Below are 25046 nucleotides of genomic sequence, written 5' to 3'. Positions count from 1 at the left end.
GAATGCCCCACCCGGGATGGCGGGTGGGGCATTCGCAGCGGTGGCGATCTGCGGTCAGGCGTCCGTGGTGGCGCTCTCCGCCGGCTCGTCATCGGGAATGCGTGGCTGCCAGGTGAACGCCACGAGGCCGACCACCACGGCGCCGGTGACGGCGACTGCCCACCACGAGCCGAGTAGCGAACTGATCGCGTGAACGATGATCGCGGGCACGATGACATCGGGGACGGTGAAACCGAGGCCGGTCGCTCCCAGTGCGGTCAGGTCGCCGAAGATCTCGAACTTGTAGGCATAGCTGATCATGATCCAACCGACGAAGCCCCAGAGGAAACCACCGGCCCAGGCGCCGCGTCGTCCACCGGTCGCATTGCCGAAGATCGCCGCGGCACCGCACGCGAAGAATGCGACGATCATGCTGGGGATCGGGACCGGCCAGCCGATGGCGGCGAGCACGGCCATGCCGAGTAACTGGCCGATGACACCGGCGACGAGACCGATGACCAGCGCGTTCGGCGCGAAGGGGAAGATCACCGGCACGTCCAACGCGGGCTTCGCCGTCGGGATGAGGCGGCGGGCGATGCCCTGGAAAGCCGGGACGATCTCGGCGATGAGCATCCGCACGCCGTAGAGCATGATCAGCATGCCGGCGGTGAACCCGAGGGCCGCGAGCAGCGTGAAGACCAACCAGTTCTGACCCTCGGAGATCTCCTCGGTGAAGGTTGCGATGCCGATCTGAGAGACCGCGCTGACGGCTGCCACGAAGGCGACGACGAGCATGACCAGTGTGGTCGAGACGGCCACGTCGCGGAAGAAGTTCAGCTTCTGCGGCACCTTGATGTCCTCGGTGCTCTTGCCGGGGTCGCCGATGAGCTTGCCGAGACCGGCGGCGGCGACATTGAGGAGCGTCTGCCCGTGCCCGAAGGCCACGTCGTCGCGTCCGGTGATCCTGCGCATGATCGGCTGTGCGAGAGCCGGGGCGAAGGTCATGTACGCCCCGGAGGTGATCGAGCCCGCGGCGACGGTGGTCGCATCGCCCAGGTCGAGGCTGTGGAACAAGATGGCGAAGGCACCGGCGTTGACCCAGATCATGTGACCCGTGAGGTAGACGTACCGGGCGCGGGTGACCCTGGCGAGCAGCAGGTGGAAGGCGTAGCCGAACAACAGGGTCAGCCCGATCAACATGCCGAGGCGGCCGACGTCCGCGGTCTGTACCGCGCTCACCACCGCTTCGTCGAAGGTGACGAAGGTGGTGACGCGGCCGGTCGGGAGGGCGCGCTCGAACATGGCCTGGATCGGCGTGAGGGCGTTGATGAGGACGGTGATGCCGCCGGCGATGACCAACAGGCTCAGCACCGTCTTGATGGTCCCCGAGACGGTGTCGCCGAGGGGTTTGCGCTGGATGAGCAGGCCGATGAGGGCGATCAGGCCGATGATGATGGCCGGGACCTGGACCAGCTCGACGACAAAGTTCAAGGCTGTCATGAACTTCTCCTGTGGGGTGAGGGGAGGGCGGTGGCCGGGCCACCTGGGGATTAGTCGGCCAGGGACCGAAGAAGCTCGAGAACCTTCGAGCTGACCTCGTCGCGGTCGACGAGGTTGTCGATGAGCACGACGTGCTCGGCGGGCCCGGCCGTCACCTGCGACTCCATGTCGCGGGGGGCGATGACGACATCGGCCTGCATGGACTTGAAGGAGCCGAGGTCGACCGGATCCACGGACGCCTGGACCCCCTCGTCAGCGAGGATGTCGCGGACCTGCATGGCGAGCATCATGCTGGTGCCGAAACCCATGCCGCACACGGTGGCGATCTTCATTGCTGGCTCCTTGAGGGGTTGAGGGCTGGATCGTGATGGTCGCGGAGGATCGCGGCCGCGGTGGTCTCGTCCGGCGCGGAGCGAAGGGCGCCGAGGGTCGCGTCGTCCTGGATGAGTGACACGATGCGTTGCAGGGTCGCCAGGTGGGCATCCTTGTCGATCGCGGCGAAGGCGATGACGAGGTCCACGGGGTCATTCGCCGCGTGGCCGAAGGCGACCGGGGAGGCGAGGGTGACGATCGCGACGCCGGGGGCGAGGACACCGGACTCGGGACGTGCGTGAGGCATCGCGACACCGGGTGCGACCACCATGTACGGGCCGAGATCGCGGACGGCGTCCTGCATGGCCTCGACATACCCCGTGGTGCAGCGTCCGGCATCGACGAGCAGCTGGCCGGCGGCGCGGACGGCATCGGTCCAGTCGGTCGCGGCGATGCGCGTGCCGAGGAGCTCGGGCGAGGGAACCGGGTCGGGCGTCGCGGTCATGGGGGATCCTCTGATGATCAAAACTGATTGAATATGACTATTATGGAACGCTATTGGTCATCTACCTGTCAATGGATGCCTCGGAATTGATGCTCAGGAGCATGAGAATCCGCTGCACTTCGAGGGCCATGGCATCGCGTCCAGCCCCCAGGTAGATGCGCGGGTCGGCTCGCCCTTCATCGACGACAGTCGTGATGGCCCGTGTCATCTGGAGGTTGAGATGGGTAGCGATGTTCACCTTGCGCACCCCCGCGCGCACGGCGCTACGCAGGCCGTCGTCGGGCACGCCGGACGAACCGTGCAGGACGAGTGGGACGGGTACCGCGGCGTGAAGGCGGGCGATCAGGTCATCGTCGAGGCGGGCGTCGCGGGTGACCATCGCGTGGGACGAGCCCACGGCGACGGCGAGGGCGTCGACGCCTGTCGCCTCCACGAAGCGACGAGCGTCACCGGGATCGGTGCGGACTCCGGGAGCGTGGACCCCGTCTTTGCCGCCCACTTCACCCAGCTCGGCTTCTACCGCGATGCCGTGGTCGTGACACCAGGCAGCGATCGCCGCCGTCGTTCGCACGTTCTCGGCGTGGGGCCGAGTGGAGGCATCGAACATCACCGAGTCGAAGCCGAGGTCCACCGCCGCTCGTACGAGCTCGGGGTCGGTCGCGTGGTCGAGGTGCACGCAGACCTCGGTGCTTGACTCCTCGGCGATTCGCAGGCAGGCGAGCCCGACCGGGCCCAGACTCCCGCGGTACGCCACGGTGTTCTCCGACAGCTGGATCACGACGGGTCGATCGGCCGCCTCCGCACCGATCACTATCGCCTCGGCGTGTTCGAGCGTGATGACGTTCATCGCGCCGATGGCTGTTCCCTCGGCGCGGGCTCGTTCCAGCAGCCGAGTCAGGGGTGCCTGGGGCATGGATCTACCTTTCGTCGCCGGGCGTTCGGAGAGGTTCGACCTCCAGGCGTGACTGCCAGGATCGATAGGTGTCGAGATCGATCTCGCCCGCGACCGGTGCGTTGACGGCGGATGCTGACAGTGCGACGGCCTGGATGAGGATGTCGGGCCACGGCTGGGCCTCGCTCAACCCGGCCGCTATCGCGGCCGCGGCGGCGTCACCTGCGCCGGTGGGATTGCCGCTGAGCACCTCGAGTGGGCGCACCCGCCAGGTCTGGGTCCCGGTGCTCGCGAGCATGCCATCGGCACCGAGGGTGACGACGACGGGCGCACCGGTGGTGGTCGCCAGTGTCGCGGCAGCCGCCGAAGCATTCTCAGCGGTGCCGAGCAGCCGGCCCAGCTCCTCGTGGTTCGGTGTGAGGACCGCCGCGGAGCGCTGCGCGGCGATGGCGAGGGGCTCGTCGTCCAGATCGAGGACCGCGGGCACGCCGACATCACGGGCGAGGTGCGCGAGGGTAGTGGGGAGGGTGTTCGCCGCGCCCGCCGGGAGGCTTCCGGAGACGACCAGAGCCTTGGCCTCCTGCAGCAATTCGGTCACGATGCCGAGCAAGCGGGCCTCGGCGCCATCGTGGATCGGGTTCCCGGGCTCCCAGAGGGAGGTCACCTGCTGGTTGTCATGGACGACGAGGGTCTGCCGCACCCGGTCCATAGCGGAGACGAAACGTGTCGTCAGACCTATCGCCTCGAGTTCGTCCGCGAAGTGTCCGTCGGCGAATCCGGTGGCGACGACGGGGCGACCGAGGCGGTGCAGGACACGCGCCACATTCACGCCCTTGCCGCCGGCGCGACGCTCGACGCTCGCCACTCGGTGGACCGAGCCGGGCACGAGATGGGGAATCCGGTAGGTGAGATCGATTGCGGGGTTGCACGTCACGGTGACGATCACGGCAACCACCGCCCTCGACGCATGACGCGGGTGACGCGTGAGTCATCGTCGAGGATGACTAGGTCGGCGCGCGCGGCTCGGGAGATCACGCCGAGTGACGAGCGGGCGCCGATGACCCGGGCCGGTGCCTCCGTGGCAGCCGCCACCACCGTCGCCAGGTCGATTCCGGCATCTCGATGAGCGCGGCGCACCGCATCGGCCACATGGATGGTGCTGCCGGCGATCGACACGACCTGTCCGTCGACGATGAGCCGTGCGACGCCCGATTCGACGCGGACGTCCTGGGAGCCGAGGCGGTAGGTGCCATCGGACATGCCGGCCGCGGCCATCGCATCGCTCACCAGGAGAATGCCGCCGCCAGGGAGTGCCTGGAAGACGAGCCGGGCGATCGAGTCGTCGAGGTGGACGCCGTCGACGATCAGTTCCACGCTGGCATGGCCGTCCGCAGCGGCACCGAGGGACGCGCCGACAGGTCCGGGCTCGCGGTGATGGAGCGGGGGCATTCCGTTGAACAGGTGGGTCGCCAGGCCAGGGTTGTCCTGTGGTGCGCCCCGCCGCAGGATCCGGTCCGTCTGCGCGGCACTGCAAGCGGTGTGCCCCACGGCCGGGATCACCCCGTTCTCGAGGAGAAGGTCGGCCACCGCGTCGGCGCCGGGCAGCTCGGGGGCGAGGGTCATCACCCTGACATGACCGCGACCGGCTCGGACGAGCTCGGCTGTGAGCCCGACATCCGGAGACCGCAGGTGGGTGGGATCCTGGGCTCCGCATCGCTGTGGGCTGAGGAAAGGTCCCTCGAGATAGATCCCGCCGACCTCGTCCCGTTCGGCCGCCTCGGCGGCCGTCTCGACCGCGCGGAGGAGGCGCTCGGCGGCATCGGTGACCAGTCCCGCGAGGACGGTCGTGGAGCCTCGGGCGCGGTGGTGCCGGGCGGCGGTGGTCACCTCGTCGAGGTCTCCGCTGCTGAAGGAGGCGCCTGCCCCGCCGTGACAGTGGATGTCGATGAATCCCGGTGCGACGGTGCCGAGGAACGGCAGCTCGCGATCGGACTCGGCGGTGGCCCGCACATCATCGATCTGCTGACCGTCGATGTAGACCACGGCGTCGTCGAGGACGGAGCCGGGGACGATCACCCGGCCACGGACGGCGTGGGGAGCTGAGCTGGTGGTGGGCGTCATGTCATGAGTCGAGCACAACCGAGCGGCTGAGGTTGCGCGGGTGGTCCGGGTCCAGGCCTCGGCGTAGTGCGATCTCCAGGCTCAAGCGGTGCACCTTGACCAGTTCGGCCATCGGGTCGTCGGTGGATGTCTGGAAGTGGGCACCGGTGGTGGCTACATCCTCGGCGAATCCTTCGACCGGCTCGCCGAAGGCCCAGACCACGCGCCCGGGGGCGCTCACGCTGAGGGGGCCGTGACGGTATTCCATCATCGGGTAGGCCTCGGTCCACTGCTGGGCGGCCTCGCGGAGCTTGAGCGCCGCCTCGTGCGCCAGGCCATTGGTCCAGCCGCGCCCGACGAAGGTGAACTGCTCGGCATCTGACAGCGTGCTCCAGTGAGGCGGCTCGGCATCCAGGGCGGCGCGAGCCTGCTCGACCGCACGGGTGAGGTCGTGGCCCAGTTGGGCACGGAGGAGGGCGAGGGTGCTGGTGGCGAACCGGGTTTGGACGACCGACTGCTCGTCGAACTCGGGAGTCACGATCGCGTCGGCGAGATCCACCACGGGCGAGCCGGGGGTGGCGGTGATGACCGTCGCCGCCGTGGTGCCGCGAATGCTGGAGAGCAGGTCGATGATCTCGGTCGTGGTGCCGGACCGGGTGATCGCGAGCACCCGGTCGTACGCACGATCCAGTCGTGCCTCGGTGGGAGTCCAGGCGTCGGTGATCCCGTGTCCGCTCTCTTCGCGGAGGCTGGCATAGGCCTCGGCCATGTACAACGAGGTGCCGCAGCCGATGACGGCGACGCGCTCGCCGTCCGCGGGGAGGAGGGGGCGATGGCTCGCGATGCTCGCGGCCGCCCGTATCCAGTCGCCGGGCTGCGCGGTGATCTCCGCTTCAAGGTGGGTCTGGTGTGCGGAGACGGTCATGGTTCCTCCTAGGTGACACGGCAGGTGCGATCCGAGCATGCCATGAATGATTGAAGATGATCAAATCGTTGACGTAATGCTCATATATATGCAAAAGTTGTCTGAGTTCCCTGCTCGGTGAAGGAGACCCCATGACCCGCCTCGCGACCACCTATGTCGACGCCGCGATCGAGCTGCTCCAGCGGCTGCGCAATGAGGAGACCGATGCGATCACGGAGGCAGCGCGGGCGATCGGCGCGACACTGCGCGAGGGCGGCCGGCTCTTCGCCTTCGGCTGCTCGCACTCGTCGCTTCCCGTCCAGGACATCGTCTACCGGGCCGGCGGACTGATGCTGGTCAATCCGCTGTACGGCCCCGGCATCGCCGCACTCGATACGAGGCCGACCACGCTGGGCAGCGATATCGAGAAACTGCCGGGTTATGCGAAGGCTTTGCTCGACAACTCACCGCTCACCTCCGGTGACGTCCTCATCGTGGTCTCGGTGTCGGGGCGCAATGCGGTGCCGATCGAGATCGCTCAGCTCGCCTCGGAACGCGGCATCACCGTCATTGCCGTGACCTCGCAGGAGTACACCGATGCCGTGGACTCTCGCCATGTATCGGGCAAGAAGATGAAGGACTTCGCCGACTACGTCCTCGACAACAAGGTGGCGGCCGGTGACGCGGTCCTGTCCCTGCCGGGTGTTCCGCAGCGTTTCTGCGCGTTGTCAGGTGTCACGAGTACAGCGCTGTTGCACGCGTTGGTCGCCGAGACGATCGCCGACCTGGTGGACCACGATGTCGAGCCACCGGTCTTTCTCGCGGCGAATGTCGATGGCGGCAAGGAGTGGAATGCGGAGCATCTCGCGGCGAATGCGGATCGGATCTTCTACCTCTGACCGGGCCGCGGGGAGGGTCGCCCTGATATCTTCGGCAGGCCCGCGGCGATAGGCAGGAGCGACCCATGCGTTACGAACGGCTCAACGAAATGCTGGAACTGTTGGCCGACCGTGGCCATATGAGCGTCGAGGAGCTCTCCGCCGAGCTGGGCGTATCGCCCGCCACGACGCGCCGCGACCTGGATCATCTGGCGTCCCAGCAGCTGCTGATGCGTACCCGCGGTGGCGCGGTCGCCTCGGGTGTGGCCGACCTGCCGATCCGTTACAAGTCGGCGCGACATGCGACCGAGAAGGAGCGCATCGCCGCTCGTGCCTCGGAGCTCGTGTCCCGGGGCATGACGGTGGGCATGAACGGCGGCACCACCATGAGCGAGGTCGCCCGCGCGATCGCGCGTCGCAGCGATCCGGCTGTCGATGATGATGGCGGTGAGGTCACTATCGTCACCAATGCTGTCAATATCGCCAACGAGCTGACGGTGCGCCAGCACATCAAGCTGGTGGTGGTCGGTGGCGTGGCGCGAGCGCAGTCCTATGAGCTCATCGGCCCGCTCGCCCAGGCGACGATCGAGCAGCTGAACCTGGATCTGGTCTTCCTCGGTGTCGACGCGATCTCGGCCGAGGCCGGTGCCACGACTCACCATGAGGGTGAGGCCAGCATCAATGCGGCGCTGGCGGCGCGAGCGCGGCGTGTGGTGGTGGTCGCTGACGGGTCGAAGGTCCGTGAGCAGGCGGCCTTCGTGCGGATCTGCTCGATCGACGCCATCGACGCGCTGGTGACCGATGAGTCCGCCGACCCGGAGGTCATCGCTCAGATCGTCGAGCGTGGTGTCGAGGTGTACCGGACCTGAGGCCGTCAGCCGGTGACGACGCCGCCGGCGGTACGTAGACGATGGAGTGCGGCATGCTCTGTCGGAGTGAGCGTCTCGCCAGTGTCACCGGTACGAGCTCGGTGGTATCGTTGAAGCATGAGTACCACCTTCACTGTCTTGATGGGAGACCGCGGGAGGGTGGTCGTGCCCTCGGATCTGCGTGCCCGTCAGAAGTGGGAGCAAGGGACCCCGCTGCTGTTGATCGAGACGGCACACGGAGTAGTGCTGGCCACTCGGGATCAGGCGAAACGGCTCCTGCGCGATCAACTCGCCGGAGAGAGTCTCGTGGAAGAGTTGATCGCCGATCGTCGAGCGGCGGCCCAGCGAGATGAGGATGGGGTGGCATGACCGTCCTCGACGCTTCCGCGTTGTTGGCCTTTCTCCAGGGTGAGGCAGGCGCCGACGAAGTGGAAAAGGAATTGCCGCGGGGTGTCATCGGGGCGGCGAACTGGTCCGAGGTGGCGCAGAAGGTGATGGCACGTGCCGGCGATTGGGATTTGGCGCGCGGCCTCCTGGAGAGTTACGGGTTGACGGTCGAACCCGTCACCCTCGACGACGCCGAACACGCAGCGCGGCTGTGGCGAGCCGGCTCGGGTCTGTCCCTCGGCGATCGTCTCTGTCTCGCCCTCGGCGACCGCCGGGACGCTCGCGTTCTCACGGCGGATCGTGCCTGGGGGTCTTCGGGGCGGATCGATCAGCTCCGCTCCTGACTGCGTGCAGTCAGGGATCCTCGGCGGGGTGAACGATCACCAGTCCGGTCATAAGGTCGAAGTAGGTCACGGGGGGTGACGCCAGGTTCCGGCCCGGCGATGGTGGGTAGATCTCTATCCGCACGACCGACGGCTCAGCCTCGCCCGTGGTGACTCAGCCGACGGGCCTGTTCAGCGCGGGTTCTTGATCCCGAGCACCTGATGTGAGGTGCAGGCCATCACCAGGGCGATCACCCATCCGATGACGGACCAGCCGAGCAGCAGGTTGAGCCAGAAGATCGCACCGGTATTGGACTTGCCGCGGGTGGCGGCGATGGCCCACGGCAGCATGTAGCCGACGGTCAGGATCGTGACGATCCAGCTGACGACGAACTGCATGGGGCGCGCCCGGCGGTCGGTCACGAAGTCGCGGCTCATGTCTCCAGGATAGGTCCTTTGCGGTCATATCAGCGGTTCGCGCTGGCGGTGGGCCTCGCCGAGGCGTTGGTGAGGGGCTGGGCGAGGCGCGGCGTCGTGGAGGTAGCGCAGCCGACGTACGGTGCTCGCGCCGCGGAGAGGATCCTCGGTGTCGTGACGATGACGCGCGCCCGCTGCACGGCGAGGTGTCGTCGTTGGTCTGGTTGAGCTGTCGGCCAGCACCTCTGCGTCGGCCTCGATTTGTCGACGAGGAGAGAGCCGTGAAACCACCGAGGCGCGGTGACCGATGTACGAGGAATCTCTAGGACACTCGCATCTCGTCACGAGCATGAGAACTCGTCGTCATCGGGACGAAGCACGGCGTCCATAGCCTCGTCAGGATGCGTCGCGGAGGGAGCGGCGCCCCTGACGAGAGGTTCCGATGCATTCTTCATCTCCAGTGCGGTCCGGGAGGGGCCGCGCTCGCATCGCCGCGGCCGCTGCCGGGCTGGTGGCGTTTCCGTTGATCGCCGCCGTGCCGGCGATGGCGCAGTCGACCGCCGACGAGGCCTGGCACGACATGAGCGCCAGCCTCGATCACCTGTCGGCCGAGGCCGCCGAGGCAGGGGTCGACCTCAGCGCGACAGTCACGGATCTCGGCGGCGAGTTCTCGGGTGAGACCTTTCAGATCGGTGGCCAGGAGCCGGTGAAGGCCGCGAGCATCATCAAGCTGCCGTTGCTGGCGGCGTTGATGGACGAGGCCGACCGGGGTCGCTTGAGCCTCGATGAGGTCGTCACCATCGAGGCCGGCAGCAGCAATATCGTGGGCGGTTCGGGGACGCTGCGCGATCGCGAGTTCCCTCTGGACATCAGCATCGCCGAGCTCATGGAGCTGATGGTGCAGGTGTCGGACAACACGGCGACCAATGTGCTCATCGACCGGGCGGGCGGCTTCGACGGAGTCAATGAGTACATCGAGGGCCTGGGGTTCGAGCATCTGTGGCTGGGTCGCAAGATGATCCATCCGGCTTCGCCGCCGCTGCAGGAGAACTGGATCACCAGCGGCGAGGTGAACGAGCTGGTGCGCATGCTCTATGAGCACGAGGTGCTGAGCCCGGAGTCGAGCGAGCACATCATCTCGCTGATGAAGGGTCAGCTGGTCGACACGAAGTTCGGCGCCGTGATCCCGCGCGAGGTGCTGGCGAACAAGACGGGTGAGCTGGCCGATGTGTCACACGACTCGGGCTTGATCCTGGTGCCCGGTCGCGAGGTGGCGCTGACGGTGACCACGTCCTTCGACCCTGCCGTGATCCAGCGTCCGCAGGTCGATGTCTACGTGCAGCGCGCGGCGTCGATCGTGTACGACGCGACGCGCGAGCGGTTGGTGCCGGAGCATCAGCCGACGCCGGAGAACTGGCCGGAACTGACCGCAGTGGTGCAGCCGATCATCGATGAGGCGCGGACGAAGGGCATCGAGATCGGCGTGGCGATCGAGGACCTGTCGGGCTATTACGAGGATCGTCAGCTCTTCCTCGGGGCGCAGGACCGGTTCACGACCGCGAGCACGATCAAGATGTCGCTGGCGGCCGCGGTGATGCATCAGGTGGAGCGAGGACAGCTGTCCCTCGATGATGTCGTGACGATCACGGAGGATGAGCGTTACGGCGGATCGGGGACGTTGAAGGACAACCCGTTCCCGCAGGACGTCAGTGTCGGCAGGATGCTCGACCTGATGGTGACGGTCAGCGACAACACGGCGACGAACAAGCTGGTCGACGTGGTGGGGGGCTTCGAGGCGATCAACACGCTCACGCAGGGCTCGGGTATCCCGCAGCGCGATCTGCATTTCGGCCGCAAGATGTTCGGCCCCGTGGTCCCGCCGGACGGCGACGTGTGGCTGACCCCGCGGGGGATGAACCAGTTGATGGTGCTGTTCTATGACATCGCGTCGGGCCAGCAGGAGATGCCGGAGTTCCTCAGCGCGGAGTCGGCGCAGCACATCGTCGAGCTGATGCTCGCGCAGCAGGTGAAGACCAAGCTCGGCGCGACGGTGCCCGCGGAGGTGCTGGCGCACAAGACGGGTGAGAACGATGTGGTGAGCCACGACGTGGGCATGCTGCTGGTGCCCGGCCAGGAGATGACGCTCTCGGTGTTCTCGCGAGGAGTGGAGGGCTTCGGCGGGGACGTACAGGCCACGGCCAATCCGTATCTCCAGCGGATCGGCGCCGCGGTGTACGCCTATGCGCTGGACACCGGCCCGCAGGAGCCGGAGCCGACGCCGCCGCCCACGGGTGGGACTCCGGACGGGGTGGACCGGGGGGAGACCGATCGTCCGGTCGCGGGTGACCGGGATCTGCCGGACCTCGGCGCGCCCGAGGACTCGATGACCCTCGTGGCGCTGGCGATGATGCTGGTGCTGGCGGGTAGTGGTCTGCTCACCTGGTACCGGCGATCTGCGCTGCTCAGGGAGTGAGAAATGAGATGATGGTGCCCGCCGGGTCCTCGGCCGGTGGGCACCATCATGTCGACTCATCGTGCGACAGTGTCTGCTGCTCCTCGAACTGGTCGAGCGCCTCGGCGGCTAGCGAACGCCCGAGGTCGATCATCATTTCGGCGCGGTGGAAGTCGAGGGTCTTGCAGGCGTCCACCGGGATCTCGATGAGGATGTCGGCGGGGAGCCCGGCCATGCGATAGCGAGCCAGGGCGCTCTGGATGGTCTCGAAGGACAGGGCGGTGACATCGACCTTGCGCAGCCCGGGGGGCAGCCCGTCGGCGAGGGACGATGGATGGGGGTCGGTGTCCACTTCTGCGGAGATCTCGGGCTGTTCGTCGTCGGCCGGATCGGAGTCCCGCCCGGTCAGGCCTGCCAGGGTGCGCCTCAGGCGCTCGCGCCAGGCGACGCTCCGGTCGGGGGCCGACGAGGTGTGGACCGGCGAGGTGAGTTCGCGGCGGTTCCGGGGTGCTAGGAGCGAGACCGCGAGCGTGATATCAGCCGGGACGGCGGTGGTGGGTTCGAGTGGTACCGGGTTCGTCAGACCGCCGTCGACGAGGAGACGGCCGTTGATCATGACCGGCGAGAAGAGTCCAGGGATGGCGATCGAGGCCCGGACGGCCGCTTGCAGTGGTCCTTGCTGGAACCAGACCTCGCGACGGGCACCGAGATCGGTGGCCACAGCGGTGAACGGGATGGGCAGATCCTCGATGACGGCCTCGTCGAAGAACTCAGCCATCCGCTCGAAGAGGCGTTCTGCGGCGATGGCTCCGGGGCCGGACAACCGCAGATCGAAGAGGCGAAGCACGTCGCGCTGGCGCAATCCGCGTGCCCAGTCGGAGAAGTCATCGAGGCGTCCGGCGGCGGTGAGCCCGCCGACCAGGGCACCCATCGAGGTGCCCGCGATGGTGACGATGTCGTAGCGGCGCTCGCGCAACTCCTCGATGACGCCGATATGTGCGTAGCCGCGTGCTCCTCCAGAGCCCAGTGACAGCGCCACCCGACGTCCTTCGCTCATGGTTTTCAGCCTAACGGCGTGACCGATGTCTGAGCGGTCTCACAGCGTTTCAGACCTACCGCCGTTCGGTGATCGCGCTCGCCGATCCTGTCAGGATCGCACCCTTCAGCACCGGGCTGAGCTGCGTACCGGCTTTCTCACAGGCGTGGGGGCGATCGTTACTGCGGGACGACGAATCGCTCGAGGCGCGAGGCGATCTCGGTCGAGGCCTGTCTGGCCAGCGGATCCAGCGCCCGGCGGCCGTCGGCGACCAGCTCGCCGCCGACGTGGACGCCGACGAGGTTCCGCAGTCCGCACGCCAGCACATATGAATCGACCGGATGCCGGATGGGGCCGATATCGGGGGCCGAAGGATCGACCACCAGGAAGTCCCCGTACTTGCCCGGCTCGAGGGAGCCCACACGGTCGGCCACGCCAAGGATCCGCGCTGCACCGAGGGTCTGCATGTGCAGGACCCTCCGCATCGTGATCGCCGTGGCGTCTCGGCGATCGGCGCGCACGCTGTAGGCCGCGAAGCGCATGTTCTGCCATGGGTCGGCCAGGTCGGAGCATGCCTGGTCGTCCAGTCCGAGACCGATCGGCATCCCGGTTGCCTCCAGGGCCGGGATATCGGCGATCCCCGATCCGAGCCGCCCGTTGGCCGTGGCCTGCCAGCTCATCGCGCAACCCGCCGCGGCCGCCCGCGTGATCATGTCGGGAGTCGGATGGACGAAGTGCCCGAAGATGAAGTCCGGCCCCAGCGCACCGGCCTCCTCGTACCAGGTGAACTTGGAGCGCTGGTGCTCGATCGCTTCGGGGGTCTCCAGGAAGTGGGCCTGGTTGATGACGCCGAACTCGTGCATGAGCGCGGCCTCGTGACGTGCAGCGTCGAGGTTCTCCGCCCATTGGACGCCGCCCATGACCGCCGCCCCGAGGGCATAGCGAGGATCTAGGCCGCGCAGGTGCTCGACGGTCTGCGCGAAGCGCTCGCGGATCTCCTCGAAGGTCCCGACATCGGAGTCGGGACGAGTGGCGCCGACGAACCGCAGTCCGGCATCGATCTTGGCGTCGATCTGGCGGAGGACGTGATCGACCGGTCGCAGTGCTGCCGGATCGGTGCGCTGCCGGCGACCGTCGACGATGTCCGACCAGGGCTCTCGGGAGTCGTGGAAGTCGAAGGCGGTGGTGACACCGGCATTGAGGAAATCGAAGGCCCCATGCAATGTGGCCCAGTACATGTCCTCGGGTGTCGCCTGCGCGGTGGCGCCCATCGAGCACCGCGCCCACGCGTAGAGCGGCTCGTCGGCGGCCAGACCCCGCAGTCCGCTGGTGAACAGGTGGCTGTGCGAGGAGACGAAGCCCGGTGCCACATAACACCCGGCCGCGTCGAAGGTGTCGACGGAGCCGGCCGCGGGTGGAGTGCCCTTACCGATGTCCTCGATCATGCCTTCGGTGACGAGCATCCATCCGGACTCAACATAGGCTGGGACGCTCTCATCCTCCGCACAGGTGATGAGCCGGGCATTCGTCACCAGCACGGACGAGGTCCCGCGATGCTGAGGATTCATGCCAGCGCCCCCCCGATGAGACCCCGCCATGCACCGCATCCCATCGGTCGCCCGCTCATGTGGCGTCCCGCAGAGCGGCGACCAGCTCGGCCCAGTCGACCGTGAATCCGAAGCACTGCCGTGTGTTGTAGAGGGTCGCCTGCAGACAGAAGTCCGGCGAGGTCGTCGTCGCAGCTCCCTCGACCATGAGCACGTTGTACCCGAGAGCTGCCGCCTCCATCAGCGTGGCGAGGACGCACTGGTCCGCGTTGACACCGGCGAATAACAGGGTGTCGATGCCGTTCAGGCGCAGGATCGAGTCCAGATCGGTATCGGTGAAACCGCTCATTCGGTACTTGGTCACCGCCATGTCCGCAGGGGCCACGACCAACTCGTCGACGACCCTGGCGCCCCAGCTGCCGGCGGTGAGCACCGCTTCGCTGCGACCGGCACGATCCCCGATGCCCCCGCCGGTGCCGTCGGAGTCGTACACGTGGATGACCCCGGCGGGGAGATTGGCCAGATCCGGGCGGTTGCCCCAGTTCACCCAGGTCACGGGAACGCCGGCGGCCCGTGCGGCCGTCGTCAGCTGGGCACAGGGCTCGATCGCCGCGCGCGCCCCCGCGACGTCGACCCCGATGGAGCCCAGCCAGCCGTCGGGGTGGCAGAAGTCGTTCTGCATGTCGACCACGAGGAGCGCGGTGCGTTCGAGGTCGAGGGTGACGCGCTGCGGCTCGGCCGTCAGAGTGACGGGGCGTGGTTCGGCGTGCACCGGGTGGAGGTCCACGTGATCGCCGGAACGGGCCCAGTGTTGTCGTACGCTCATCGGGATGCTCCTGTGGAAAGGGGTGGCAGAGGGTCCTCGGGAAAGCGGAAGTCACGGATCTCGAGCAGGGCGTCGGCTAGCCGGGATGCGGCCAGGTCGTGCAGAGATCGGCCGATTTCCGCCGTCGCCGTAGTGGGGTCGCCGATGACGCCGGTGGAGCTCACATCGCTGGTGACCCACGCCGGTGAGACGCCGTTCTCCAATGTCAGCATGTCGAGCCTCTCGAATGCCGATGCCGCGGCCTCACCCCCCGGAGCGAATCTATCGGCGTGCACGAGATCGGGGCGCAGATGCAGCATGAGGCTCGTCTCCTCCTGTCCGCCGTGCACCCCGAAACGGTCGGAGGCGCCGGCCTCGCTCGGCTCCACCAGCCGGGACGGGGTGACGGTGAAGACCATCAGCCCGGTCTCGATGCGGATATCGCGGGCCACCATGTCGAGCAGGTGGATCTGCCCACCGTGTCCGTTGACGAAGATCAGACGAGGACACCCGGCGGTCGCCACCGAACGCGCCACGTCCCGGCACACCGCGATCATCGTCGTGGTCGACAACGAGATCGTGCCCGGCCACTCGAGGTGCTCACCGGAGGTGCCATACGAAAGCGTGGGCAGAACCCGGAATCCCGGATCGTCCAGCAACTCGATGGCGCGTTCGGCGGTGCGTTCGGCGATGAGGGCATCGGTGACCAGGGGCAGGTGCGGTCCATGCTGTTCGATGGCGCCGACGGGGCAGATGGCCGTCATGGTGTCGGCGGACCGAGCCAGGTCCGTCGTGGTCACGTCGGCCCAGCGACTCATGCGATCCCGGCCGCGTACCGGGTGAAGATCGTCGCCTTATCGGTCTCATCGAGCAGCGTCGGCGTGCCATTGGTGACGAGCGCCTCGAAACCGTCGGCCATGGACCCTTCGTTGTCGGTGGCCATCACCGTGACGGTGTACAGCCGCTCGGTCGCCGATGTGTTCTGGATGTGGTGCACCGAGCCGGGGGGCAGCACCAGGACGTCGCCCTGGCGCAGCGCGACGGTGTGCTCGTCGCTGACCGCCTGCGCCTCGCCGGAGAGCACGAGGAAGATCTCCACCGAGTCGGGATGGGAGTTGTCCGGTTGGGCACCGCCGGGCTCCCAGATCTCCAGGAAGACGCTGGCTGGTGAGCCATCGGAGGGACCGGCCAGAGGCAGCAGCTTGACCGTGTCATCTGGTGCGATCAGACGTGCCGTGAGGTCCTCGATGTTCTTGACGACGGGTGGCTGAGCCATGAGTGCTCCTCGTGTCCGGGGTAGGGGTGTGGCAACCGTAGGTCCCCAGAGCCTCTGCCGGACAGCCCGGTAACTGATGTGTTACCGATATTTAACGCCGGTGTGATGCCCTCCGCGCCAGAGACACCGTCCTAGGCCTCCTCCCGAGCGCGCCATGCCCGCAGGTCACCGAAAAAAGCCTGTGATGGCGAGCGGAAGACCATCTGGCGGGATGTCACATGAATGTCATCGTCGCGGACGAATGTCTGTTACATCGCAGTCGTACCGTCGGTGGTGACGCTGACGCAGAGCGCGGCGGCCGATGCTGACACCGCCACCGGCTGGCGGGACCGAGCAATGTAAGGAGCACGCCCCCGATGAATATCCCTCAGATGAGCGTCCGCCGACGCGGGAGCCTCACCGTCGCGATCGCGATCGCGACGAGTCTCGTTCTCGCAGCCTGCGGATCGAACGGTGCTGACGACAGCGCATCCGATGACCTCACCGAGGTGACCGTCGTCCTCGGCTGGCTGCCCACGGCGGAGAGCGGCGGTTTCTATGCCGCCCAGCAGCTGGGCTACTACGAGGACGCGGGTCTGGACGTCACGATCGAACCGGGAGGTCCTCAGGTCTCCGGCACGCAGCTCGTCGCCTCGGGCCGGGCGGACTTCGGTGTCACCGGCAGCGGTGCGAACGAGATCGTTCAGGCCAACGACGAGGACATTCCGCTCGTCGCGGTCAACGCGATCTTGCAGGACAGCCTGACCGGCATGATGGTCCACCGGGACACCGGCATCACCTCGCTCGAGGACACGGAGGGCATGACCTGGGTCAACTCGGCCGGTGTCCTCGGCGTCGAATGGGTCAAGAAGGAGTACGGCATCGACTTCGATTCGATGCAGTACAACGGATCGATCGCCAACTTCATCCGCGATGACAACTTGGTACAGCAGGGCATTCTCGCCAATGAGCCGTATGTGGCCCATCAAGAGGGTGTTGACGTGACTTTCATGCCCTTCGCCGATACCGGCTTCAACCCGTACAACGTGGTGACCTATACCACCAAGGACTACCTCGCCGAGAATCGTGACATCGTCGAGAAGTTCGTCGAGGCCAGCAACCAGGGGTGGGTCGACTACATGTCCGACATCGACATCGCCACGCAGATCAACGATCACCTGACGCAGGAGGTCGACAAGGAGCTGTCGCCGGAGCTGACCTGGTTCGAATGGGCGGCCCAGCGGCCGTCGATCGTCGCAGGCGAGGGCGCGCAGAAGATCGGCGCGATGACCGAGGAACGCTGGCAGACACTGATCGATCAGATGATCTCCCTAGGCGTTCTGGACAACGAGGACATCGGTGTCGAGGATGTCGCCGATCTCACGGTCACTCCCGATATCGCGGTGCCCAGTGAGCTCCCCGATGCTCCCGAGGGCTCTTACGAGGAACTGTCCGACTGATGCCACCGGGCCGTGCGGCGGCGGGTCCCGTGCCCGTCGCCGCACTGCCGAGAGAGGAGAGCCCCATGAACACCGTGTCCGTACCGGTGTACGCGCCGACCGCCGGCCCCCGCGAGCCGGTACTCGAGATGCGCGGGGTCGAGAAGGTCTTTCGCAATGGGTATCAGGCGATCACCCCGATCGACCTGAGGGTCGAACGTGGCGAGATCGTCTCGATCGTCGGCCCGTCCGGCTGCGGCAAGACGACCGTCCTGCGCATGGCGGCCGGCCTCAGCGAGGTCACGGCTGGCACGCTGGCCCGCAATGTCGGGGAGCAGGCCTATGTGTTCCAGGATCCGACGCTATTGGCGTGGCGTTCCGTACGCAGCAATGTCGAACTGGTGGCCAAGCTCAAGGGCGTGCCCAAAGCCAGCCGCCGGGCTGCGGCCACCGCGGCGATCGAGACGGTCGGGCTGTCCCAGTTCGCCGATGCGCTCCCGCGTGAACTCTCCGGCGGCATGAAGATGCGCGTCTCACTGGCCCGGGCCATCAGCAGCTCACCGGACATCATGTTCTTCGACGAGCCCTTCGCGGCCCTCGACGAGTTCACCCGGGCCAAGATGGCCGAGGTCCTCCTCGACCTGTGGCGAAGCGAGGGATTCAGCGCATTGTTCATCACCCACTCCATCGAGGAGGCCGTCCAGATCGCCCACCGGGTCGTCGTGATGGCGGCACATCCGGGCCGTGTCGAACAGGTCATCGACTCGCCGAGTCCTCCGCTCCTGGATCCGCACGCCCCGCGAGACGCCGACGCGCTCGCCGATCTGGTCCGCGCGATCAGCGCGCAGCTCGGCTCCCACCACTAGATCTGAGGAGACAGGCATGACCGATGTGATCGAGAGGCCGGCGCCTCAGGCCGCCGGGGAGCGACCGGCCGGCGAGGAGCCACGCGCGGCAGCGACGTCCTATCGCTGGCCGGCGCGGGTCGGTGTCCCAGTGTTGTTCGCGGTCGTAGTGCTCGGAGCCTGGCAGGCGTGGGTCACCCTCGCCGATGTGCCGGCCTATCTCGTCCCAGGGCCGCTAGACATCCTCGTGGCGCTGCGCGACGGGGCCCCGGACCTCGTGGAGCCGACGCTCGTGACGATGCAGGAGGCCTATGGCGGGTTCGCCCTTGCGGCCGTGACCGGCTTCGCGGCAGCGCTGCTGATGGCCCGCTGGAAGTTCTTCGAACTGGGCGGCTATCCGTACCTGGTGATCCTGCAGACCATCCCGATCATCGCCGTCGCCCCGATCTTCGTGGTCTGGTTCGGCGCCGGTGTGGCCACCAACACCTTGGTGGCCGCGATGATCGCGGTATTCCCTGTGGCGGCCAACACCCTTACGGGCCTGAAATCGACCGACCGCAATCTGATCCAGCTGTATCGCATGGCCGGAGCTCCGCCGCGGGTACAGATCTTATCCCTGCGCATCCCGCATGCGTTGCCGGAGATCATGACGGGACTCAAGGTCGCCGCGAGCTCGGCGGCGATCGGTGCGATCGTGGGGGAGTTCGCCGCAGGTGTCGGCGGCGGACAGGGCGGGCTCGGCTATGCGATCACCCGCAGCGCCAATCAGCTGCAGACCGCCGAGTTGTTCGCCTGTGTCGTGCTTGCCAGCGTGGTCGCCTTGTTGTTGTTCGCCGCGGTCACCTTCGTCGAATGGCTGTTATTGCATCGCTGGCACGAGTCGGCGACTCCGGAGGAGGAGTAGTGAGTCCTATCGCGGTCCCGGTGCACGCCGATCGGCCGGTTCCCGGCGGCCTACTCGAGGCATTCTGGGAGTACGACCGGGCTTTGCTCGCCAACGATGTCGAGGTCCTCGACGCGCTGTTCGCCCCAGGCCCGGACACCCTCCGGGCCGATGACGACGGCGTACTGACCGGCCACGACGCCATTGCCGAGTTCCGGGCCGCGCGTACGCAGATCCCGCGCCGCCGGATCACCGCCCTCTGGATGCGTGTGCTGTCCGAATGGCAGGTGTACACCACGGCACGGGTGCGTTCTCCGGGTGGTGCCGAGGGTCTGCAGACCCAGCTGTGGACGCGTTCGGACGGCCGCTGGCATATCGCGGCGGCGCACGTCACGGCTCCGCGGCCGGCCGTCGACCCGACGGTCTGGAGGGTCGCCGGCACTCCCTTGGTCGAGGGCGGCGTCGACGGTCCGCTGCGCGATGAGACGATCGCCGTCAAGGACCTGTTCGCCGTCGCGGGAGTGGTACGCAGCGCAGGGGTCCGGCAGATGCTGGCCGGGCAAGGTCCCGCCGAGGAGCACGCGGCCGCGGTGCGATCACTGCTCGAGGCCGGTGCCGATGTCGCCGGTGTCGCGCATACCGACCAGTTCGCCTTCGGGTTGTCTGGACGGAATGCTGATTTCGGAACGCCCGCCAATCCCGCGGCCCCCGACCGGTTGCCCGGGGGGTCGACGTCCGGCCCGGCGGTCGCGGTGAGCCGTGGCTGGGCCAGTATCGGGCTGGGTACCGACACCGCAGGCTCCATCCGTGTCCCCGCCTCCTATCAGGGGTTGTGGGCGATGCGTCCCACGCACGACACCGTCGACAGCCGTGGCGTCCTTGCGCTCGCGCCGTCCTTCGACACGGTCGGATGGCTGGCTCGTGACGCGGACACGGTGCGCCGGGTGGCCGATGTCCTGCTGCCGCCGGCGACAGCGACCGAAGACGTCACCGGGGTGATCCGCTCACGCAGCGCCGAGGTGACCTGTGAGGAGTCGGTGCGCGCGGTCGTGGACCGTTACGCGATGGCATCCTCGGTGATCGAGGCGCCCGAACTGCCGGATCTGGAGCAATGGACCGCGGCCTTCCGGGTGGTGCAGGCGGCGGAGGCGTGGCGGGAGCACGGGCCGTGGCTGAGCGATCATCCCGATGCGGTGGCTGCCGATGTGGCCGGGCGCTTCGCCTTCGGCCGGGGGGTGGACGCCGAGCAGGAGGCACGTGCCCGCGCGGTTCTGCGTACGGCTCGGGCGCAGCTGATCGGCCTGATCGGCGACGGATGTCTGCTGTTGCCCGCGGTCAGCTCGACGGTGCCGCGTCTCAACACCGACGACGAGTCACTGGAGCGGCACCGGGCCGGAACCCTTCGGTTGACGACCATCGCCTCGATGGCGGGTCTGCCGGCGGTGGCCTTTCCCGCGGGGAGGGTGGGGGGTGCTCCGTTCGGGCTCAGCCTCGTCGGCGGGCCGGGGAGGGAGCACGCGTTGCTGCGCCGCGCCGTCGAACTCGCCACCGCGATCGGCTGAGCCCTCTCACACGTCGAGCTGTCACGCATCGCACCCGCCGGGCGGCTCGCCGGTGTGGTGCGCGCGTGCGTGACAGGTCAACGCCGTTCCGCCGCGCCTCGCGATCAATCGTTGGGCAGCGCCCGGCGCACCATGCCGTACCGCACCCCGTGGGTCGTGTGGACCTCATGGGCGCGATACAAACGGTCCCCGTGCAGCGACACGCCCACGATGGTGATCGCCAGCAGCGGCTGGCGCCTGGGGGCGTCGAGGAGTTCGCGTGCCTGCTCGTCGGGTAGCACGGGAGCCAGAGTCGCGGACTCCCACTCCACCCATTCGCCACGCAGCTGCTGCACGGTGTCGAAGACCGAGTACTCGGGATCGAATTCGATCTCCCGACGGCGCGCCGGCACCACATCCTCGGCGGTGATCAGGGGACGGCCGTTACCCAGCCAGCGTTTGACGACGCGGAAGCACGAGGAGCCCGCGGTGGCGTTCAGGTCGGCCGCCTCCTGGGGGCTCAGGGAGGACCAGTCGGCCGCCACTACGTGGACCTCCACGTCGAACCCGACTGCCTCGAGGCGGGAGGTCAGCTCATAGCTCTGGTCGATCCGGAACGGCACCGAGAGCGCGGCGACATTGGGGAATGTGCCCTGGTGGGCCCGCCGGGCCACCAGGCCCTGGGCCTCCAGATCCACGAGGGCCTCGCGGACCACGGAGCGGCTGACGCCGAGCTCCTTGGCCAGCTCCAACTCCGTCGGCAGAGGGAGGGCGCGATCCGCGGCCGCACGCCAGATGTCGGTCAGACGTCCGCGGACATCGGTGGTCCGTGAGCCGGGTGACGACATCGCACTCCTGAGGGTCGAGAACCGGCACCGCTGCGCCAGCTGGGCCTGAGTCTAACCACGTCTCAACTCCTGGTGGCGCTGCCGGGTCGGCGGCCTGGCCGGGAGGAGATGTCCCTTCGGCGACGGTCGCCTGGGAGCGATACGCAGTCGTCACACAAGGGAAAAACCGGTGTTACGTCGCTGTCCTACGCTCGTGTCACCCACGACGAAGGACGTTCTCGATGATGACAGCAACGACCCTGCCGATGCTCGATGACTGCCCGAAGACGATGCGCGTCGGACCCTGCGGAGGGGTCTTCGCAGACGGCGGCTGTGAGATCAGACCACAGGAGGCGTGCGTCTTCCTCGACGAACGGCGCAGCGACGATTTCGGGCGTGCAGAGCAGGCGCTCCTAGAGGCCACGGGCGAGCGTCCCGAACGTCCCCAGAGCTCGAGCCGTCTGCGCGAGGTGCTGGAGCGGGGGGACTTCGCGACCATCGCGGAGGTGAACGGCGCCGACAGCGCGGACGCGGTCGGCTTCGTGGCAGCGGCGCAGAAGGTCGCCGAGGCGGTCGACATCGTCTCGATCACCGATAATTCCGGTGCCAACATCCACATGGGCAATATCGCCGCCACCGCGCACCTGCGCGCGGCGGGCCTGGACGTCATGCCGACATTCGCCTGCCGCGACCGCAACCGCATGGCGTTGCAGGCCGATCTGCTCGGGGCGGCGAGCCTGGGCGCGCGCAATGCCCTCATCGTGACCGGGAACCACGTGGCTGTCGGTGACTCTCCCGATGCCCGGCCCGTCTTCGATGTCGACAGCCCCCGGCTGCTCGCGATCGCCGATCGCCTGCGCACCGAGGGTCTGCTGGACAACGGCCGCGCGGTGGAGACCGCGCCTGATCTCTACCTCGGTAGTGTCGCGCACCCCTTCGCTCCGCCCTATGCCGAGCGGCCCCAGCATGTAGCGCGCAAGGTCCGCGCCGGCGCGGACTTCATCATCAGCCAGCACATCTTCGACCTGCCGCGCTGGCGTTCTTTCGTCGCCGAGGTCAACGCCCGACGGGGCGCCGAGCGGCCCTTCCACCTGCTCGGCGGCATCGCCATCATGCCCGATGAGACGATCGCCCGACGTGTCAACGCCGGACTGCGCGGCTTCTCGATCCCCGAGGATCTGCTCCTGCGCCTGCGGCAGGCCCGCGACCCTCAGGACGAGGGTCTGGAGATCGCCGCCGAACTGTTGCGTGAGTTGATCGACACCGAGGGGGTGGACGGCGCGTTGATCGCCCCGGTCACCGGCCGGCAGAATGCGCTGACCGCGTCGATCGAGCAGCGGGAGCTCATCGCCGAACTCCGTCACCGTGCGGGCATCCCGGTCGCGGCGCCGCAGCAGGCGGGTAGCCGATGAGCCGGGTCATGTCGGTCACCGGTCCCGTGGACTGTGCGGAGCTCGGCGTGACCATGCCGCATGAGCATCTGATCGGCAATGCCAACACCCAGTGGATCTACCCCGCCCGCGACGATCTCGAGCGGCACACCCAGCCCTACACCGATGCACTGCACGGCCAGGTGCAGGTCGAGCCGTTCTCCTTCCGCTCCGCGATGCAACAGCTCGATCTACAGGTCGCCCGCACCGAGCTCGAGTCCTTCCAGCAGGCCGGCGGACAGACTGTCGTCGACCTGGGCATCCCAGGCTTCGGCCGCGATCCGCAGGCCTTGCGGGCGCTATCGGAACTCACCGGTGCCACGATCGTCATGGGCTGTGGTGAGTACGTCGAGCATTCGCACTCTCCGTATGTCAGACACAGCAGCGCGGAGGTCGTCCGCGACGTGTTGCTCGATGAGATCGAGAACGGCGTGGGAGCCACGGGCGTCCGGCCCGGCATCATCGGCGAGATCGGCACCGGCAATCCCCCGACCGAGGAGGAGTACAAGGTGGTGCGAGGGTCGGCGATGGCGCAGGTGGCGACCGGTCTCGCGCTCAATCTGCACCGCACCATCTTTCCCGACCCGATGGCCACCTTGCCGCTCGTGGACGAGGTGCTGAGCCTCGGCGTGGATCCGGCCAAGCTCGTGGTGAGCCACTGCGACGAACGGCCCGAGGGTGAGTTCGCCCTCGAGCTCGCTCGTCGGGGATGCTGGGTGGAGCTCGACACCTTCGGAATGGAGCAGTGGGCCACCTCGGCCCGTCGCCCCGACGGTTCCTACCCCCGCAGGGCCTTCGACCATGACCGGATCGATCTGCTGCTGGAGCTGCTCGACCAGGGCTACGAGGACCGGATCCTGGTCAGCCACGACATCGCGATGAAGCCGCAGTTCACCCACCACGGCGGCTGGGGGCTGCGTCACCTGCTGGTCAATATCCGGCCCCAACTCTTCGCGCGAGGGGTCGACGAGGACCTATTCCTGCGGCTTGTGCGTGACAATCCGGGGAGGATGCTGGGGGTCTGAGGCTGCTCTCAGATCCGCCAGGAAGAGTCGACCTCGAAGTACACGTCGAGACTGGCCCTGGCCCGCTCCGGATCGGCTCGGGCTAGGGCTACGTAGAGTGCGTCGATGACGGCGAGGTGGACGAGTCGTCCCGATAGTGCCTCGAAGCGGAACATCAGCTCGCGGCCGCTGGCCACGAGGGAGTGGTCGACCTGTTCGGTGAGCCGAGTCCGCGGGAAGCTGGTCAGGGCGATCGTCGTCGCGCCCTGCGCATTGAGCGCTTCGGCGCACCGGATGGAGTCACGGGTCGCGCCGGTGTGGCTGATGAGGAGGCCGACGGCGTCGGCCGATGCGGTCCGGCACCGCAGGTATTTAAGATTGGTCTCCTCCGGAGCGCTCACCGGTAGGCCGATCGCGGCGAACTGGTCACGAGCACTTCGAGCGACATTGAGCGAGGCACCATAACCGATGATGATGATCTCGGAGGCCGATGAGAGTGTGGCCACGGCCTGCTCGAAGGCAGCGGTGTCGACACCGCTGGCAGCGTCCTGGATGACCTGGGCTGAGAACCCCATGACCTTCATCAGGACGTCTCCGGGCGCGTCCCCGGGATCGACATTGTCATAGGCATAGTGCGTCAGTGAGGTCGTCTCACGGGCCAGGGCGATCTTCAGATCCTGGAATCCGCTGAAACCGAGGGCCCGGCAGGTCCGGATCGTGGTCGACTCGCCGGAACCCGCCGCCTCGGCGACCTCCCCGACGGTCATGTGGATCGCCTCGGCCGGATGCGAGAGGACGAAATCGGCCACCCGGGCCTCGCTGGGGGCGAGGCTCCCGATCCGGGCGCGGATGCGCGCGAGCGCGCTCTGGCCGGATGCGGCCGAGCCCTGGGTCGGTCGTGTCACGGTGTCACCTG

Annotated in this window: 26 protein-coding genes; 11 read left to right on the top strand and 15 right to left on the bottom strand. The window is 67.6% G+C overall.

Features of this window, described 5'->3' with window-relative positions; genetic code table 11:
* Positions 1–54: 54 nt before the first annotated feature.
* The 7 genes from BHE97_RS03595 to BHE97_RS03565 form a co-directional block, all read right to left on the bottom strand.
* Complete coding sequence (locus BHE97_RS03595) at positions 55–1479, bottom strand: PTS ascorbate transporter subunit IIC (RefSeq protein WP_087622660.1); 1425 nt, start codon at positions 1477–1479, stop codon at positions 55–57.
* 50 nt (positions 1480–1529) lie between these two features.
* Positions 1530–1811 (bottom strand): PTS sugar transporter subunit IIB, encoded by a 282-nt coding sequence (locus tag BHE97_RS03590; RefSeq protein WP_087622659.1) that lies wholly within the window; start codon positions 1809–1811, stop codon positions 1530–1532.
* Entirely contained in the window at positions 1808–2296 is a 489-nt protein-coding gene (locus BHE97_RS03585) for a PTS sugar transporter subunit IIA (RefSeq protein ID WP_087622658.1), read from the bottom strand. Before BHE97_RS03585 ends, BHE97_RS03590 begins: the two co-directional genes overlap by 4 nt.
* Before the next feature lie 61 nt (positions 2297–2357).
* A complete protein-coding gene (locus BHE97_RS03580) occupies positions 2358–3209 on the bottom strand; it encodes a class II fructose-bisphosphate aldolase (RefSeq protein ID WP_087622657.1) in 852 nt (283 codons plus the stop codon).
* Positions 3210–3213: 4 nt separating this feature from the next.
* Entirely contained in the window at positions 3214–4134 is a 921-nt protein-coding gene (locus tag BHE97_RS03575) for a hexose kinase (protein WP_170931239.1), read from the bottom strand.
* Positions 4131–5309, bottom strand: a complete 1179-nt coding sequence (locus BHE97_RS03570; protein WP_087622655.1) for an amidohydrolase family protein — start codon at positions 5307–5309, stop codon at positions 4131–4133. The genes BHE97_RS03575 and BHE97_RS03570 overlap by 4 nt, the downstream gene beginning before the upstream one ends.
* Position 5310: 1 nt before the next feature.
* Positions 5311–6213 (bottom strand): sugar isomerase, encoded by a 903-nt coding sequence (locus tag BHE97_RS03565; RefSeq protein WP_087622654.1) that lies wholly within the window; start codon positions 6211–6213, stop codon positions 5311–5313.
* A gap of 131 nt (positions 6214–6344) precedes the next feature.
* On the opposite strand from BHE97_RS03565, the gene BHE97_RS03560 reads away from it, so the two are divergent.
* From BHE97_RS03560 to BHE97_RS03545, 4 genes are all read left to right on the top strand, one after another.
* Positions 6345–7091, top strand: coding sequence for an SIS domain-containing protein (locus BHE97_RS03560; protein WP_087622653.1), 747 nt, complete (start codon positions 6345–6347; stop codon positions 7089–7091).
* A gap of 65 nt (positions 7092–7156) precedes the next feature.
* Positions 7157–7939 (top strand): DeoR/GlpR family DNA-binding transcription regulator, encoded by a 783-nt coding sequence (locus BHE97_RS03555; protein WP_087622652.1) that lies wholly within the window; start codon positions 7157–7159, stop codon positions 7937–7939.
* Positions 7940–8056: 117 nt separating this feature from the next.
* Positions 8057–8308 (top strand): AbrB/MazE/SpoVT family DNA-binding domain-containing protein, encoded by a 252-nt coding sequence (locus BHE97_RS03550; protein ID WP_170931238.1) that lies wholly within the window; start codon positions 8057–8059, stop codon positions 8306–8308.
* Positions 8305–8670 carry a type II toxin-antitoxin system VapC family toxin gene (locus BHE97_RS03545; protein WP_087622651.1) on the top strand — a complete coding sequence of 122 codons (366 nt, stop codon included), beginning with the start codon at positions 8305–8307 and terminating at the stop codon, positions 8668–8670. Before BHE97_RS03550 ends, BHE97_RS03545 begins: the two co-directional genes overlap by 4 nt.
* A 171-nt stretch (positions 8671–8841) precedes the next feature.
* On the opposite strand, the gene BHE97_RS03540 is transcribed toward BHE97_RS03545, so the two are convergent.
* Positions 8842–9087: a superinfection immunity protein gene (locus tag BHE97_RS03540; protein ID WP_087622650.1), complete on the bottom strand. Its 246-nt coding sequence runs from the start codon at positions 9085–9087 to the stop codon at positions 8842–8844.
* Between the two features lie 421 nt (positions 9088–9508).
* Here BHE97_RS03540 and BHE97_RS03535 point away from each other — a divergent pair, with 421 nt between their 5' ends.
* Positions 9509–11539, top strand: a complete 2031-nt coding sequence (locus BHE97_RS03535) for a serine hydrolase (protein ID WP_087622649.1) — start codon at positions 9509–9511, stop codon at positions 11537–11539.
* Positions 11540–11585: 46 nt separating this feature from the next.
* Here BHE97_RS03535 and BHE97_RS03530 read toward each other — a convergent pair whose 3' ends face one another.
* From BHE97_RS03530 to BHE97_RS03510, 5 genes are all read right to left on the bottom strand, one after another.
* Entirely contained in the window at positions 11586–12575 is a 990-nt protein-coding gene (locus tag BHE97_RS03530; protein WP_087622648.1) for a patatin-like phospholipase family protein, read from the bottom strand.
* A gap of 158 nt (positions 12576–12733) precedes the next feature.
* On the bottom strand, positions 12734–14122 hold the full coding sequence (locus BHE97_RS03525; protein ID WP_087622647.1) for an amidohydrolase family protein: 1389 nt from the start codon (positions 14120–14122) through the stop codon (positions 12734–12736).
* 55 nt (positions 14123–14177) lie between these two features.
* Positions 14178–14927 (bottom strand): isochorismatase family cysteine hydrolase, encoded by a 750-nt coding sequence (locus BHE97_RS03520; protein ID WP_087622646.1) that lies wholly within the window; start codon positions 14925–14927, stop codon positions 14178–14180.
* A complete protein-coding gene (locus BHE97_RS03515; RefSeq protein ID WP_087622645.1) occupies positions 14924–15724 on the bottom strand; it encodes a creatininase family protein in 801 nt (266 codons plus the stop codon). The genes BHE97_RS03520 and BHE97_RS03515 overlap by 4 nt, the downstream gene beginning before the upstream one ends.
* Positions 15721–16182 carry a cupin domain-containing protein gene (locus BHE97_RS03510; RefSeq protein ID WP_087622644.1) on the bottom strand — a complete coding sequence of 154 codons (462 nt, stop codon included), beginning with the start codon at positions 16180–16182 and terminating at the stop codon, positions 15721–15723. The genes BHE97_RS03515 and BHE97_RS03510 overlap by 4 nt, the downstream gene beginning before the upstream one ends.
* A 356-nt stretch (positions 16183–16538) precedes the next feature.
* On the opposite strand from BHE97_RS03510, the gene BHE97_RS03505 reads away from it, so the two are divergent.
* The 4 genes from BHE97_RS03505 to BHE97_RS03490 all read left to right on the top strand — a co-directional run bounded on the left by BHE97_RS03505 (position 16539) and on the right by BHE97_RS03490 (position 20890).
* Positions 16539–17621, top strand: coding sequence for an ABC transporter substrate-binding protein (locus BHE97_RS03505; RefSeq protein WP_087622643.1), 1083 nt, complete (start codon positions 16539–16541; stop codon positions 17619–17621).
* A gap of 65 nt (positions 17622–17686) precedes the next feature.
* Positions 17687–18466: an ATP-binding cassette domain-containing protein gene (locus BHE97_RS03500; protein ID WP_087622642.1), complete on the top strand. Its 780-nt coding sequence runs from the start codon at positions 17687–17689 to the stop codon at positions 18464–18466.
* A 16-nt stretch (positions 18467–18482) separates the two neighbouring features.
* The gene (locus BHE97_RS03495) at positions 18483–19349 is read left to right on the top strand and encodes an ABC transporter permease (protein ID WP_087622641.1); all 867 of its coding nucleotides are present in this window, start codon (positions 18483–18485) and stop codon (positions 19347–19349) included.
* Entirely contained in the window at positions 19349–20890 is a 1542-nt protein-coding gene (locus BHE97_RS03490) for an AtzH-like domain-containing protein (RefSeq protein WP_201791296.1), read from the top strand. The genes BHE97_RS03495 and BHE97_RS03490 overlap by 1 nt, the downstream gene beginning before the upstream one ends.
* Positions 20891–20994: 104 nt before the next feature.
* Here the strand turns inward: BHE97_RS03490 and BHE97_RS03485 are convergent, their stop codons facing one another.
* Positions 20995–21717, bottom strand: coding sequence for a GntR family transcriptional regulator (locus tag BHE97_RS03485; RefSeq protein WP_087622639.1), 723 nt, complete (start codon positions 21715–21717; stop codon positions 20995–20997).
* A gap of 221 nt (positions 21718–21938) precedes the next feature.
* Between BHE97_RS03485 and BHE97_RS03480 the strand changes: the two genes are divergently transcribed.
* Both BHE97_RS03480 and BHE97_RS03475 read left to right on the top strand, forming a co-directional pair.
* On the top strand, positions 21939–23108 hold the full coding sequence (locus tag BHE97_RS03480) for a methylenetetrahydrofolate reductase C-terminal domain-containing protein (protein WP_087622638.1): 1170 nt from the start codon (positions 21939–21941) through the stop codon (positions 23106–23108).
* The gene (locus BHE97_RS03475) at positions 23105–24151 is read left to right on the top strand and encodes a hypothetical protein (RefSeq protein ID WP_087622637.1); all 1047 of its coding nucleotides are present in this window, start codon (positions 23105–23107) and stop codon (positions 24149–24151) included. Before BHE97_RS03480 ends, BHE97_RS03475 begins: the two co-directional genes overlap by 4 nt.
* 8 nt (positions 24152–24159) lie before the next feature.
* On the opposite strand, the gene BHE97_RS03470 is transcribed toward BHE97_RS03475, so the two are convergent.
* Positions 24160–25035 (bottom strand): MurR/RpiR family transcriptional regulator, encoded by an 876-nt coding sequence (locus BHE97_RS03470; RefSeq protein ID WP_170931236.1) that lies wholly within the window; start codon positions 25033–25035, stop codon positions 24160–24162.
* Between the last annotated feature and the right edge of the window lie 11 nt (positions 25036–25046).

Origin of the sequence: Aeromicrobium sp. PE09-221, from assembly GCF_002174305.1 — a bacterium.
GTDB lineage: Bacteria > Actinomycetota > Actinomycetes > Propionibacteriales > Nocardioidaceae > Aeromicrobium.
This window is presented reverse-complemented; position numbering and strand designations above follow the sequence as displayed.

Excerpts from the sequence above, each read along its gene's own strand:
- BHE97_RS03595 (WP_087622660.1), bottom strand. The coding sequence starts at position 1,479 with ATGACAGCCTTGAACTTTGTCGTCGAGCTGGTCCAGGTCCCGGCCATC.
- BHE97_RS03590 (WP_087622659.1), bottom strand. The coding sequence starts at position 1,811 with ATGAAGATCGCCACCGTGTGCGGCATGGGTTTCGGCACCAGCATGATG.
- BHE97_RS03585 (WP_087622658.1), bottom strand. The coding sequence starts at position 2,296 with ATGACCGCGACGCCCGACCCGGTTCCCTCGCCCGAGCTCCTCGGCACG.
- BHE97_RS03580 (WP_087622657.1), bottom strand. The coding sequence starts at position 3,209 with ATGCCCCAGGCACCCCTGACTCGGCTGCTGGAACGAGCCCGCGCCGAG.
- BHE97_RS03570 (WP_087622655.1), bottom strand. The coding sequence starts at position 5,309 with ATGACGCCCACCACCAGCTCAGCTCCCCACGCCGTCCGTGGCCGGGTG.
- BHE97_RS03565 (WP_087622654.1), bottom strand. The coding sequence starts at position 6,213 with ATGACCGTCTCCGCACACCAGACCCACCTTGAAGCGGAGATCACCGCG.
- BHE97_RS03560 (WP_087622653.1), top strand. The coding sequence starts at position 6,345 with ATGACCCGCCTCGCGACCACCTATGTCGACGCCGCGATCGAGCTGCTC.
- BHE97_RS03555 (WP_087622652.1), top strand. The coding sequence starts at position 7,157 with ATGCGTTACGAACGGCTCAACGAAATGCTGGAACTGTTGGCCGACCGT.
- BHE97_RS03550 (WP_170931238.1), top strand. The coding sequence starts at position 8,057 with ATGAGTACCACCTTCACTGTCTTGATGGGAGACCGCGGGAGGGTGGTC.
- BHE97_RS03545 (WP_087622651.1), top strand. The coding sequence starts at position 8,305 with ATGACCGTCCTCGACGCTTCCGCGTTGTTGGCCTTTCTCCAGGGTGAG.
- BHE97_RS03540 (WP_087622650.1), bottom strand. The coding sequence starts at position 9,087 with ATGAGCCGCGACTTCGTGACCGACCGCCGGGCGCGCCCCATGCAGTTC.
- BHE97_RS03535 (WP_087622649.1), top strand. The coding sequence starts at position 9,509 with ATGCATTCTTCATCTCCAGTGCGGTCCGGGAGGGGCCGCGCTCGCATC.
- BHE97_RS03530 (WP_087622648.1), bottom strand. The coding sequence starts at position 12,575 with ATGAGCGAAGGACGTCGGGTGGCGCTGTCACTGGGCTCTGGAGGAGCA.
- BHE97_RS03525 (WP_087622647.1), bottom strand. The coding sequence starts at position 14,122 with ATGAATCCTCAGCATCGCGGGACCTCGTCCGTGCTGGTGACGAATGCC.
- BHE97_RS03520 (WP_087622646.1), bottom strand. The coding sequence starts at position 14,927 with ATGAGCGTACGACAACACTGGGCCCGTTCCGGCGATCACGTGGACCTC.
- BHE97_RS03515 (WP_087622645.1), bottom strand. The coding sequence starts at position 15,724 with ATGAGTCGCTGGGCCGACGTGACCACGACGGACCTGGCTCGGTCCGCC.
- BHE97_RS03510 (WP_087622644.1), bottom strand. The coding sequence starts at position 16,182 with ATGGCTCAGCCACCCGTCGTCAAGAACATCGAGGACCTCACGGCACGT.
- BHE97_RS03505 (WP_087622643.1), top strand. The coding sequence starts at position 16,539 with ATGAATATCCCTCAGATGAGCGTCCGCCGACGCGGGAGCCTCACCGTC.
- BHE97_RS03500 (WP_087622642.1), top strand. The coding sequence starts at position 17,687 with ATGAACACCGTGTCCGTACCGGTGTACGCGCCGACCGCCGGCCCCCGC.
- BHE97_RS03495 (WP_087622641.1), top strand. The coding sequence starts at position 18,483 with ATGACCGATGTGATCGAGAGGCCGGCGCCTCAGGCCGCCGGGGAGCGA.
- BHE97_RS03485 (WP_087622639.1), bottom strand. The coding sequence starts at position 21,717 with ATGTCGTCACCCGGCTCACGGACCACCGATGTCCGCGGACGTCTGACC.
- BHE97_RS03480 (WP_087622638.1), top strand. The coding sequence starts at position 21,939 with ATGATGACAGCAACGACCCTGCCGATGCTCGATGACTGCCCGAAGACG.
- BHE97_RS03475 (WP_087622637.1), top strand. The coding sequence starts at position 23,105 with ATGAGCCGGGTCATGTCGGTCACCGGTCCCGTGGACTGTGCGGAGCTC.